Annotated in this window: 8 protein-coding genes; 3 read left to right on the top strand and 5 right to left on the bottom strand. The window is 70.5% G+C overall.

What is annotated here, in order from left to right; genetic code table 11:
• Positions 1-145 precede the first annotated feature (145 nt).
• Positions 146-2,542, top strand: a complete 2,397-nt coding sequence (locus tag AB0N14_RS02320; protein ID WP_366023846.1) for a transglycosylase domain-containing protein — start codon at positions 146-148, stop codon at positions 2,540-2,542.
• Between the two features lie 91 nt (positions 2,543-2,633).
• Here the strand turns inward: AB0N14_RS02320 and AB0N14_RS02315 are convergent, their stop codons facing one another.
• From AB0N14_RS02315 to AB0N14_RS02300, 4 genes are all read right to left on the bottom strand, one after another.
• Positions 2,634-4,793, bottom strand: a complete 2,160-nt coding sequence (locus AB0N14_RS02315) for a SpoIIE family protein phosphatase (RefSeq protein ID WP_366023845.1) — start codon at positions 4,791-4,793, stop codon at positions 2,634-2,636.
• A 274-nt stretch (positions 4,794-5,067) separates the two neighbouring features.
• Positions 5,068-5,769 carry a DUF402 domain-containing protein gene (locus tag AB0N14_RS02310; protein ID WP_366023844.1) on the bottom strand — a complete coding sequence of 234 codons (702 nt, stop codon included), beginning with the start codon at positions 5,767-5,769 and terminating at the stop codon, positions 5,068-5,070.
• Between the two features lie 95 nt (positions 5,770-5,864).
• A complete protein-coding gene (locus tag AB0N14_RS02305) occupies positions 5,865-7,250 on the bottom strand; it encodes a class II fumarate hydratase (protein WP_366023843.1) in 1,386 nt (461 codons plus the stop codon).
• Positions 7,251-7,706: 456 nt separating this feature from the next.
• Complete coding sequence (locus tag AB0N14_RS02300) at positions 7,707-9,383, bottom strand: fumarate hydratase (RefSeq protein ID WP_366023842.1); 1,677 nt, start codon at positions 9,381-9,383, stop codon at positions 7,707-7,709.
• 221 nt (positions 9,384-9,604) lie between these two features.
• On the opposite strand from AB0N14_RS02300, the gene AB0N14_RS02295 reads away from it, so the two are divergent.
• Together AB0N14_RS02295 and AB0N14_RS02290 are read left to right on the top strand one after the other, a co-directional pair.
• Positions 9,605-10,309 carry a DUF1707 domain-containing protein gene (locus tag AB0N14_RS02295; protein WP_366023841.1) on the top strand — a complete coding sequence of 235 codons (705 nt, stop codon included), beginning with the start codon at positions 9,605-9,607 and terminating at the stop codon, positions 10,307-10,309.
• Between the two features lie 163 nt (positions 10,310-10,472).
• On the top strand, positions 10,473-10,844 hold the full coding sequence (locus tag AB0N14_RS02290; RefSeq protein ID WP_366023840.1) for a WhiB family transcriptional regulator: 372 nt from the start codon (positions 10,473-10,475) through the stop codon (positions 10,842-10,844).
• A gap of 89 nt (positions 10,845-10,933) precedes the next feature.
• Here the strand turns inward: AB0N14_RS02290 and glpX are convergent, their stop codons facing one another.
• On the bottom strand, positions 10,934-11,968 hold the full coding sequence (gene glpX, locus AB0N14_RS02285; protein WP_366023839.1) for a class II fructose-bisphosphatase: 1,035 nt from the start codon (positions 11,966-11,968) through the stop codon (positions 10,934-10,936).
• Between the last annotated feature and the right edge of the window lie 89 nt (positions 11,969-12,057).

Here is a 12,057-nt window from a genome sequence, read left to right as displayed (position 1 = left end):
GTTTCGATGGGGCGGGTGCTGGATCTCACGTCCGTAAAAGACGTGATCGACAACCCTTTGTCATACCGCGCGGTGTTAGCTTTCTGAGCTGACCTGAACCACGCACCTGTGTGACCCACGAGAGTGAAGCGGAGCGGATCGACCCATGGGACGAGCGGAAGAGAGACGAGCGCGGCAGCGCGGTGGCCGCCGCGCGGCGCCCAAGAGCTCGCCCAGGACGACCGGGTCCGCGTCGGTCGGCGCGGTCGACACGGTCAGCCCGGGCGGAGCGCCGGTCGGCGGCCGGGCCGCCGCGCGGGCCGCCAGGAGCCGCGGAAAGAGCGGCAAGGGCGGTAAGAGCGGCATACGCCGGTTCTTCACCTGGAAGACGGTCATCGGCTCGCTCTTCGGCTTCGTGCTGCTGGTCATGGGCGCGTTCCTGGCGCTGTACGTGATGACCCCCATCCCGGCGGCGAACGCCGACGCCATGCTGCAGAGCAACGTCTACAAGTACAGCGACGGCTCGATCCTCACCCGCAGCGGCAAGCTCAACCGGGAGACGGTCGACCTCGCCGAGGTCCCCAAGCCCGTCCAGCACACCTTCGTCGCCGCCGAGAACAAGACCTTCTACCAGGACGCGGGCGTCGACCTGAGGGGCACGGCCCGCGGCATCCTCAACACGCTCTCCGGCAAGGGCGCGCAGGGCGGTTCGACGATCACCCAGCAGTACGTCAAGAACTACTACCTGACCCAGAACCAGACCGTCACGCGCAAGCTGAAGGAACTGGTCATCTCGCTCAAACTGGACCGCAAGAAGTCCAAGGACTACATCCTCGCGGGCTACATCAACACCAGCTACTACGGACGGGGCGCCTACGGCATCCAGGCCGCGGCGCAGGCCTATTACCACAAGGACGCCAAGAACCTCACGGCCGAGGAGGGCGCGTACCTGGCCGCCCTGCTCCAGGCGCCGAACCAGTACGACTGGGCGATCGCCACCGACACCGGCAAGAAGCTGGTGCAGGAGCGCTGGAACTACGTCCTGAACAACATGGTCGAGATGCACTGGCTGGACGCGGGCAAGCGCCAGGCCATGAAGTTCCCGGTGCCCCTGGCGCCCAAGGGCGCGCCCGGCATGGAGGGGCAGACCGGCTACCTGGTCGACGCGGCCAACGCGGCGCTGGAGCAGCAGCTCGTCACCCAGGGCACCGCCTCCACCCTCAGCGACGCCGAGGCGCTGATCACCAAGGGCGGCTGGACGATCACGCTGAACATCGACAAGAAGAAGCAGACCGGGCTGGAGCGGGCCGTCAAGCAGCAACTGACCGGCAAGCTCAACCAGAAGAAGCGTGCCGTCGACGGCGCCGTCCAGGCCGGTGCCGTCTCCGTCGACCCGAAGACGGGCAAGGTCCTCGCCCTCTACGGCGGCGTCGACTACTTCAAGCACTACACCAACAACGCGACGCGCCGCGACTACCAGCCCGCCTCCACGTTCAAGCCGGTCATCCTCGCCGCTGCCCTGGACGAGGGCGCCAAGACCCAGGACGGCCGAGCGATCGACGCGAACACGACCTACGACGGCACCAGCGGCCGCCAGGTCGTGGACAACGGCACCAAGGTCGGCTTCGCCCCGCCGAACGAGGACCACCAGGACTACGGACCCATCACCGTCCAGACGGCGATGAACGACTCCGTCAACTCCGTCTTCGCGCAGATGGGCGTCGACGTGGGCATGACCGAGGTGATGAAGGTCGCCGGCAAGCTCGGCATGGACACCAAGGGAATGCAGGCGGTTCCCGCGCAGACGCTGGGCTCCATGGGCGCGAGCCCGATGGAGATGGCCGGCATCTACGCCACCCTCGACAACCACGGCAAGAAGGTAACCCCGACGATCATCAAGTCGGCCGAGCACAACAACACCGCGGTCACCTTCCCGAACCCGATAGGCGGCCAGGTCATCACCCGCGAGGCCGCCGACACGGTGACCTCGGTGCTCACCGGCGTGGTCGACGACGGTACGGCCAAGACATCGGTGGCGAACAACCCGGCGCGCGACGGCCAGCAGGTCGCCGGCAAGACGGGTACGTCCGACAACAACAAGTCGGCCTGGTTCACCGGCTTCACGCCGAACCTGGTGACCTCCGTCGGCCTGTTCGGCGAGGACCCCAAGACCCATGCCCAGGTTCCGATGACGGGAGCCACAGGCGACGTCCCGGGCAGCCCCAGCGGCCGTATCAACGGCGGTAGCTACCCGGCCCTGATCTGGGCGGCGTACACCTTCGAGTCGATGGGCCAGGTCAGCAAGTTCGACCTGGACACCACCCAGGGCGCGGCGGTCCAGCCGAGCGTGACGCCGACCCTCTCGCAGTCGCCGACCACCACGCCGTCGTCGACGCCGACCTCGCAGAAGCCGACGACCCAGCCCCCGACGACCTCGGCCCCGCCGTCGAGTTCGCCCACGACGAGCAAGCCTCCGACGAGCTCGGCCCCGCCGTCGCCGACCAACTCGCCGTCGACGCCGACCCCGCCCGAGAATCCGCTCAACCCGAACGGCGGGCAGTAGGCCCTGTCGTACGCGAAGGGCGCCCGGTGGACCGGCCACCGGGCGCCCTTCGCGCTGTCGTACCTCAGAGCCTGTCTCCGCAGGCGGGCTCTCACCCTCGGTTCAGCTCGAACCAGACCACCTTGCCGGTGCTCAGCCGGGTCGCACCCCAGCGCCGGGCCAGCCGGTTCACCAGGTAAAGGCCCCGGCCCCCCTCGTCCGTGGCCCGTGCCTGCCGCAGACGCGGCAACTGCGGCACGTCGTCGCCCACCTCGCAGCGCAGCACGTCGGTGCGCAGCAGCCGGAGCGTGATCGGACGCGTCGCATACCGCACGGCGTTCGTGACGACCTCGCTGACCAGCAGCTCCACCGAGTCCGTCAGCTCCTGAAGCCCCCAGCGGTCGAGCGCCCGGCGCGCCAGCCGCCTCGCCCGGCTCGGCGCCGCGTCCTCGGGCTCCAGCACCCAGTACGCGACGTCGCTCGGGGCGATGCCGTCGAAGCGGGCGGCCAGCAGCGCGATGTCGTCGTCGCGGTCGCCGGGCCCGAGCATGTCGAGCACCTCGTCGCACAACGCCTCCAGCGGCGGCGGGTGGTCGGCACCGGTGATCCGGGCGGTCGCGGCGAGCTTCTCCCGCAGCTGCTCTATGCCGGTCCACACGTCCCGCAGACGCGACTCGACCAGTCCGTCGGTGTACAGCAGCAGGGTCGCGCCGGCCGGGGCGTCCAGCTCCACCGCCTCGAAGTCCACCCCGCCCACGCCGATGGGCGCGCCCGCGGGCACCCGCAGTACCTCGGCGCGGCCGCCCAGGTGCAGCAGCACCGGCGGCGGATGGCCCGCGTTGGCGATGGTGATGCGGTGCGAGACCGGGTCGTACACCGCGTACAGGCAGGTCGCCATGCGGTCGGTGCCGAGCCGCTGCGCCTGCTCGTCCAGATGGTGCAGCACCTCCTGCGGCGGCAGGTCGAGCCCGGCCAGCGTCTGGGCCGTCGTCCGCAGCTGCCCCATGATCGCCGCGGACGTCATGGAGTGGCCCATCACGTCGCCCACGACGAGCGCGACCCGGCTGCCCGGCAGCGGAATCGCGTCGTACCAGTCGCCGCCGACCCGCGCGGTCTCCGCGGCCGGCAGATAGCGGGACGCCAGCCGTACGCCCGTCGGGTTCGGCAGCGTCTCCGGCAGCATGGTGCGCTGCAACTCGTCCGCGATGTACGCCTCACGGCCGTACAGCACCGCCTTGTCGATGCCGAGCGCGCTGTGCGTGGCGAGCTGCGCGGCGACCAGAAGGTCGTCCGCCTCGAACGCCAGGCGCTCCGCGCGGCGCAGGAACAGCACGGCGCCGATGACCCGGCGCCGTCCGCGCAGCGGCGCAAGGATGGCGCGCTGGCCCGGGGGCACCGCCAGGTCGTCGCCGAGCAGCTCGGGCAGCGCGGCCCGGGCGGCGGGCGCGTCCGCGAACACCGGCCGCACCCCGCGCAGCACCTCGGCGAGCGCACCGCCGGGCCGCACCTCGCACAGCTCGTTGCTCAGCTCCACGACCCCGGAGTCCTCCGGCACCGGAACCGGCAGGATGCCGTCCTCCAGGTCCCGCTCCTGCGGTATCCGGTCGGTGCGCCGCAGCCGCAGCACCAGGGGCCCGGTAGGACGCTCGTCGCCCACCGGCAGCGGGTCGCGCAGATACACGAGGATCGCGTCCGAGAACGTCGGCACGGTGGCCCGGCACAGGCCCATCACGATCTCGTCCAGGTCGATGCCGCGGGCGATCCGCCGGGTCGCGGCGCCCACGAAACGCAGCCGGTCGCCGTCGCGCCGCATCGGCATGGGTCCGCCCGGCCGGCCCTGACCGGTGCGCCGCTCCTTGCCCCCGGGCGGGGCGGCCGGGGGCAAGGAACGGCGCACCTTGCCCTCGGGCGGGGCGGCCGGACGGTTCTGCTCCCCGCTCGGCTGGACCGGGATCACCTCCGGGGCCGGACGCGGCCGGTGCGTGTCGGGCTCGTCCGCGGCCGGCTGCGAGTGCTCGGTGCCACCCGCCGCGGGCAGCGGGGTGGACGCGCCGCCCGGAGAGCCCGGCGATCCGTGCTGGGCGCAGGGCGGCGGCGCGGCGGAAGAGGCGGGTGTGTCGCCCGCCCGGGTCTGTGCGGGTAAGGCCGTGGCCGGCTGGACGGTCAACGGCTCAGGGGTACGCAGGAGCGCCCCGCGGGGCTCCGCGGGGCCGCCGCCCGGCTGGGGGCGCTCGTGGGAGGTCGGGTGCTCCGTCACGCGTGTCGAATCCATCCGTCCGGGGCTGCGCGCCGTGCGTGCAGTTCGTCCCGCCGTGAAGCCGATACCCGGAATACGTGCCCCAGGAACGGATTTCCCGCCAGGTCACACGCCGTTCCTGGTGCACCGGTCGGACGAGCCGTCCCGGTCTGGCCCTCGTACCCCTCGCTCACGTCCTGCCGCCCCTCGGTGACGTTCGGTCAAGCCCAGTGCTTACTGCGGGAGTTGCTGTGGTGCGCCCTTGCGGAGGACGATCCTACGGTTGTACCGCGGGGGCGCAACAAGGGTCTCATGACGTCATGTACGCGGGAGTACGGTCCCAGTCGTCCGGCAGCCGCGGCACCGACCAGGACGGATCGGGACGCCAGTGCTGCCAGCCGTCCGAGAACGGCGTGCCCCAGGCGCGGATCACCTCCACCGCGGACCGTCCCGCCTCCCGTACCCGCTCGGCGAGCTGAGGGCCGATCAGGCCGTCCTGCTGGGCCTGTGCGAACTCGTCCTCGTCGCGCCAGCCCCAACTGCGGTCCGGGTAGACGCAGATGTCCAGGAAATGGTCCTCGGAGTCGACGCCGCCGACCCAGCGCACCAGCGGCTCCTCCAGGTTGACGTACCAGTTCTTGAAGCGCCAGCCCGGCTCCCAGAACAGCCACACCGACCAGGGCTCCCCGGGACGGGCCAGCTTGAGCACGCCGGTGCCGAACCAGCGGTCGAGCTGCACGGTGCGCGGCTTGGTGTAGCGGGTTCGGAGCGGTTCGGCGTGCAGCGGCGTGCCGTCGGCGAGGACGGGCCGCACGCACGTCGTCCCCGGCGCCATCCACACGGCGAGCAGGTCGGAGTCGTCGCGTACGACGGTCACGGGGCGGGCGATGTGAAAGCGCTCGCCCGCGTTCTCCCGGTACCGCCACAGGATCTGGTCACCGGGCGCCCAACGCCCCGTCACCCCGTCGGCTTCGCCTGCTTCCACTCGTCTCACCGCTCCACCCTCTGCCATGCACAGATATTAGGTGCCCCAGGCATACGACGCTGTGGTGCCCGTCATCGGTTCGCGTCACGGGCGGGTGATGTGCGGCGATATGGGGCGAGGCGTTACGGGTGTGTCATCCGCAGGACATCAAGCGCCTCGTCGAGCTGGTCGAGGGTGAGGTCGCCGCGGTCCACGTAGCCCGACTCCAGGACGACCTGACGGATCGTCTTGCGCTCGGCGAGCGCCTTCTTCGCGACCTTCGCGGCCTCTTCGTAGCCGATGTACCGGTTGAGCGGCGTGACGACGGAGGGTGACGACTCGGCGTACTCGCGGGCGCGTTCGCGGTGGGCGACGATGCCGTCGATCGTGCGGTCGGCGAGGAGCCGCGAGACATTGGCGAGGAGCCGGACGGACTCGAGCACGTTCTTGGCGATGACCGGCATCATCACGTTGAGCTCGAAGTTGCCGGAGGCGCCGGCGGTGGCGACGGTGGCGTCGTTCCCGATGACCTGGGCGGCGACCATGAGAACGGCCTCGGGGATCACGGGGTTGACCTTGCCGGGCATGATCGAGGAGCCGGGCTGCAGGTCGGGGAGGCTGATCTCGGCGAGGCCGGTGCGCGGCCCGGATGCCATCCACCGCAGATCATTGGCGATCTTCGTGAACCCCACGGCGATGGTGCGCAGCTGCCCGCTGATCTCCACGATCCCGTCCCGGGCGCCCTGGGCCTCGAAGTGGTTGCGGGCCTCGGTGAGCGGCAGTCCGGTGGTGCGGGCGATCTCGGCGATGACGGCGGCGGAGAAGCCGGGCGGGGTGTTGATGCCGGTGCCGACGGCGGTGCCGCCGAGGGGGAGTTCGGCGAGGCGGGGGAGGGAGGCGGTGAGCCGCTCGATGCCGTACCGCACCTGTGCTGCGTACCCGCCGAACTCCTGACCGAGCGTCACGGGCGTGGCGTCCATGAGGTGCGTCCGGCCGGACTTCACCACATCGGCGAACTCCTCGGCCTTGCGTTCGAGGGAGGTGGCGAGGTGGTCGAGGGCGGGGACGAGGTCCCGGCTGACGGCGGCGGTGGCGGCGATGTGGAGGGAGGAGGGGAAGACGTCGTTGGACGACTGGGACGCGTTGACGTGGTCGTTCGGGTGCACGTCCCGGCCGAGGCGCTCGGTCGCGAGGGTGGCGACGACCTCGTTGGTGTTCATGTTGGAGGAGGTGCCGGAGCCCGTCTGGAAGACGTCGACGGGGAAGTGCTCGTCCCACCGGCCCTCGGCCACCTCGGCGGCGGCCTCCTGAATGGCGTCGGCGACGTCCTTGTCGAGCACGCCGAGCTCCGCGTTGACCTTGGCGGCGGCGGCCTTGATGCGGGCGAGCGCCTCGATGTGCGCGCGCTCGATCCGCTGCCCGGAGACGGGGAAGTTCTCCACGGCACGCTGTGTCTGCGCGCGCCACTTGGCGTGGAGGGGGACCTGGACCTCGCCCATGGAGTCGTGCTCGATGCGGTATTCGCTCATGCCGGGTACAGCGCGGGGGAGGGCGGGGTTGTTCCGGAGGTGGGCCGGACGGGGGGCGGGCCGGCGGGTGGTGGCGGCCACCGGGTCCGCCCCCGCCGCCCCTGCCCTTCCCATCTCTGGGGGCTGCGCCCCCAGACCCCTGCCGTCGGCCTACGGCCTCGTCCTCAAACGCCGGAAGGGGCTGAAAAATCAGCCCTTCCGGCGTTTGAGGAGCGGCGGTCCGGGGGCCGGCCCCCGAACGGGGTCTGGGGCGGAGCCTCAGCCGGGGTGCGGGGGCGGAGCCTCAGCCGGGGTGCGGGGGCGGAGCGGCGTGAGGGGTGCAGGGGACGCGGTCCCCGCCCGGGGTTCCGGGGGCGGAGCCCCCGGCGGGGTCGAAGGGGCGGAGCCCCTGGAGGTGGGACGGGTAGGGGCGGCGGGGGCGAAACCCCAGGGGCAGTCCCCGCCGTACCCGGAGGGTTACGCCAGCCCCGGCCCCCGCACCGGGATCGACGTGAACGTCGGCTGGGGCGCTGGGTCCTTGAAGAAGTCGTTGCCCTTGTCATCAACTACGATGAACGCCGGGAAATCCTCCACCTCGATCTTCCAGACCGCCTCCATGCCCAGCTCCTCGTACTCGAGGACCTCGACCTTCTTGATGCAGTCCTGGGCGAGGCGGGCCGCCGGGCCGCCGATGGAACCCAGGTAGAAGCCGCCGTGCGCGGCACACGCGTCCGTGACCTGCTTGCTCCGGTTGCCCTTCGCCAGCATCACCTTCGAGCCGCCCGCCGCCTGGAACTGCTCCACGTACGAGTCCATGCGGCCGGCCGTCGTCGGGCCGAAGGAGCCCGAGGCGTAGCCCTCGGGGGTCTTCGCCGGGCCCGCGTAGTACACCGGGTGGTCCTTCAGGTACTGCGGCATCTCCTCGCCCGCGTCCAGGCGTTCCTTGATCTTCGCGTGGGCGATGTCCCGGGCCACGACCAGCGGGCCCGTCAGCGACAGCCGCGTCTTGACCGGGTACTTCGTCAGCTCGGCGAGGATCGCCTCCATCGGCTGGTTCAGGTCGATCCTCACGACTTCGCCCTCGTCCAGATGCGCGTCCGTCGTGTCCGGCAGGAAGCGGGCCGGGTCCGTCTCCAGCTGCTCCAGGAACACGCCCTCCGCCGTGATCTTGGCGACCGCCTGCCGGTCCGCCGAGCACGACACCGCGATCGCCACCGGGCAGGACGCGCCGTGCCGCGGGAGGCGCACCACGCGCACGTCGTGGCAGAAGTACTTGCCGCCGAACTGCGCCCCGATCCCGATCTTCTGCGTGAGCTCGAAGACCTTCTCCTCCAGCTCCTTGTCACGGAAGCCGTGCCCCAGCTCGGAGCCCTCGGTCGGCAGCTCGTCCAGGTAGTGCGCGGAGGCGTACTTCGCGGTCTTCAGCGCGTACTCGGCGCTCGTACCGCCGACGACGATCGCCAGGTGGTACGGCGGGCACGCTGCCGTGCCCAGCGAACGGATCTTCTCCTCCAGGAACTTCATCATGGAGGCCTCGTTCAGGACGGCCTTCGTCTCCTGGTAGAGGAAGGACTTGTTGGCGCTGCCGCCGCCCTTCGCCATGAACAGGAACTTGTAGGCGCCGCCGTCCGTCGCGTACAGCTCGATCTGCGCCGGGAGGTTCGAACCGGTGTTCTTCTCCTCCCACATCGTCAGCGGAGCCATCTGCGAGTAGCGCAGGTTCAGCTTGGTGTAGGCGTCGTAGATGCCGCGGGAGAGGGCCTTCTCGTCCGCGCCCTCCGTCAGCACGTTCTGGCCGCGCTTGCCCATCACGATCGCCGTGCCCGTGTCCTGGCACATCGGCAGCACGCCCGCCGCCGCGATGTTCGCGTTCTTCAGCAGGTCCAGGGCCACGAACTTGTCGTTGGCGCTGGCCTCCGGGTCGTCGATGATGCGGCGCAGCTGCGCCAGGTGGGCCGGGCGCAGGTAGTGCTGGATGTCGTGGATGGCCTCCTCGGCCAGCTTGCGCAGCGCCTCCGGCTCCACCTTGAGGAACGTACGCCCGTCGGGTCCCTCGACGGTGGAGACGCCGTCGGACGTCACCAGCCGGTACGGGGTGGTGTCCTCTCCCGTGGGGAGCAGATCGGTGTACGCGAACTCAGGCATCTCGCCCATTCCTCACTAGACAGACAGCGGCTGGCCTCCGTTGGCAGCGTCCACCAGCGTAGAACCCGGGTCCGACCGCGGACCTGTGAGGTAGGGCTCAGTCCCGGGTTCTGTCCCGATGGCCCGTTCCGACGGTTCGATGGTTCGATTTCGCCGGTTCCCCGGGCTGGTTTTCCACAGGCCCGTTCGAGGGCTAGTCGCGATCTATCGCGTTTCGCTACGCTGCTGCCGTGGACCTTCACAAGAGCCCCGCCCCGACCGATGACCGGCCCGTGCCCCCGGGTGAGCTGCGCTGCTCGGACGCCGACCGCGACCGCATCACCGACATCCTGCGCGACGCCCTCGCCGAGGGGCGTCTCACGGCCGAGGAGCACGCCGAGCGTGTCGAGGGTGTGCTGCACGCCAAGACGGTCGGTGAGCTCGACCGGTTCGTCCGCGACCTGCCCGCGGCCCACCCGCGCCGCACCGCCCCGGCGTACGCCGCACCGTCGGGCCGGCCCGCTGCGGGTTCGATACCGAGGGAGCCCGATGAGAACGTGATGGCGGTCTTCAGCAGCGCCATCCGCCGGGGCCGCTGGCGCCCCCGCCGCCGCACGCACGCGTACGCGATCTTCGGCAGTGTCGAGATCGACCTCAGCGAGGCGCTCTTCGAGTACCAGCAGGTGGTGATCAAGGCGGTCTCGGTCTTCGGCGACGTGCAGATACGCGTCCCGGAGAACGTGTCGCTGCGCAGCACCGGCGGTGGCGTACTCGGCAACTTCGAGGTGAGCCCGCTGGATTCGGGGGATCCCGACGCGCCCGTCATCCATGTCGACGGACTCGCCGTGTTCGGGAACGTGGAGGCGAGGCCCAAGCGCGGCAAGACGGTCGCCGACATTCTCGACCGCGTGTCGCACAAGGTGGACAAGACTTTGCGCAAACACCTGGGCCATTGACGCTTGTGAATTCGGCCGGGCTCGGCATGCGCCGGTCACATTCCGAAGGCATGAACAACCCCTGGAGTCCCTGCGGCTGGGAACTCAGTGCATAGGCGCGCGCACAGCGGGTAGGCCTTGCTGCATCGTCTCTCGCTCGCGAAGCCGTCGTCAGGAGTAGACCGTGCTGCAACCGTCGCATTCGTCCCTGCAGGTCGCTGACGTTCCGCACCAGCGGGTGCCAGTGCGCGACAGGGATCAGGACGCCCCGTGGCACACGGAGGCGGTGTGCCGGCGCGACGAGGCCGGCCTGTTCTTCGCCCCCTCCAAGGAGCCCACCGCGGCCCGGCTGTCCCGCGAGGAGGCGGCCAAACGGGTCTGTGCGCGCTGTCCCGTGATGGTCGAATGCCGGGAACACGCGCTGCTGCAGCCCGAGCCGTACGGAGTGTGGGGCGGGCTCACGGCCGCCGAACGCCGTGTGGTGCTGGCCCGGCGCCGCCGCCGCGAACTGGAACTGAAGAAGGCCGCGCGGGGGACGATAGCGGCGGCCGGCTGAACGCCGCGCATTCAGGCGCATACGAAAAGGGGCGCCCTCTCCGCACCGAGGGCGTCCCTTTCCGTACGGGCCTACTTCTCCGTACGGGCCTACTTCGCCCGGTCGAAGTCGATCGCGCTGTACGCGCGCAGCTTGCTCAGCCGGTGAACGGAGTCGATCCGCCGGACCGTGCCGGACTTCGAGCGCATGACGATCGAGTCGGTGGTGGCGGTCTCCGACCGGTAGCGCACACCGCGCAGCAGCTCGCCGTCCGTGATGCCGGTGGCGACGAAGAAGACGTTCTCACCGGAGACCAGGTCGTCCGTGGTCAGCACCCGGTCGAGGTCGTGGCCCGCGTCGAGGGCGCGCTGCCGCTCCTCGTCGTCCTTCGGCCACAGCTTGCCCTGGATGGTGCCGCCCAGGCATTTCACCGCGCAGGCGGAGATGATGCCCTCGGGCGTACCGCCGATGCCGAGCAGCAGGTCGATGCCGGTGCCCTCGCGCAGCGCCAGGATCGAACCGGCCACGTCGCCGTCCGAGATGAGCTTGATGCGCGCGCCGGTCTCCCGGATCTCCCTGATCAGACCGTCGTGGCGCGGCCGGTCGAGGATGACGACGGTGACGTCCTCGGGCGTGGAGTGCTTGGCCTTCGCCACCCGGCGGATGTTGACCGAGACGGGGGCGTTGATGTCGACGAAGTCGGCCGCCTCGGGGCCGGTGACCAGCTTGTCCATGTAGAAGACGGCGGACGGGTCGAACATCGTGCCCCGGTCGGCGGCGGCCAGCACCGCGATCGCGTTCGGCATGCCCTTCGCGGTGAGCGTGGTGCCGTCGATCGGGTCCACGGCGATGTCGCACTCCGGGCCGGTCCCGTCGCCGACCCGCTCTCCGTTGAAGAGCATCGGGGCCTCGTCCTTCTCCCCTTCGCCGATGACGACGACGCCGTTCATCGACACGGTCGAGACGAGGGTGCGCATGGCGCGCACCGCGGCGCCGTCCGCGCCGTTCTTGTCCCCGCGGCCGACCCAGCGGCCCGCGGCCATCGCGGCGGCCTCGGTGACCCGGACGAGTTCGAGGGCGAGGTTGCGGTCCGGGGCCTCGGAGGGAACTTCGAGCTCGGACGGCAGATGATGATTCTCGGTCATCGGTGCGCACCTTTCTGATACGACGACGGCCGGATGAGGGTTATGCCCCCCGACTCTATCGTCGGACAGACAAAATGAGCAGGGCACCC

It is taken from the genome of Streptomyces sp. NPDC051104, from assembly GCF_040682835.1.
In the GTDB taxonomy this organism is placed as follows: domain Bacteria; phylum Actinomycetota; class Actinomycetes; order Streptomycetales; family Streptomycetaceae; genus Streptomyces; species Streptomyces cynarae.
The sequence above is the reverse complement of the archived record's forward strand: the minus strand, read 5'-3'. Positions and strand labels throughout refer to the sequence as shown.

Excerpts from the sequence above, each read along its gene's own strand:
- AB0N14_RS02305 (WP_366023843.1), bottom strand. The coding sequence starts at position 7,250 with ATGAGCGAATACCGCATCGAGCACGACTCCATGGGCGAGGTCCAGGTC.
- glpX (WP_366023839.1), bottom strand. The coding sequence starts at position 11,968 with ATGACCGAGAATCATCATCTGCCGTCCGAGCTCGAAGTTCCCTCCGAG.
- AB0N14_RS02300 (WP_366023842.1), bottom strand. The coding sequence starts at position 9,383 with ATGGGCGAGATGCCTGAGTTCGCGTACACCGATCTGCTCCCCACGGGA.
- AB0N14_RS02320 (WP_366023846.1), top strand. The coding sequence starts at position 146 with ATGGGACGAGCGGAAGAGAGACGAGCGCGGCAGCGCGGTGGCCGCCGC.
- AB0N14_RS02315 (WP_366023845.1), bottom strand. The coding sequence starts at position 4,793 with ATGGATTCGACACGCGTGACGGAGCACCCGACCTCCCACGAGCGCCCC.
- AB0N14_RS02310 (WP_366023844.1), bottom strand. The coding sequence starts at position 5,769 with ATGGCAGAGGGTGGAGCGGTGAGACGAGTGGAAGCAGGCGAAGCCGAC.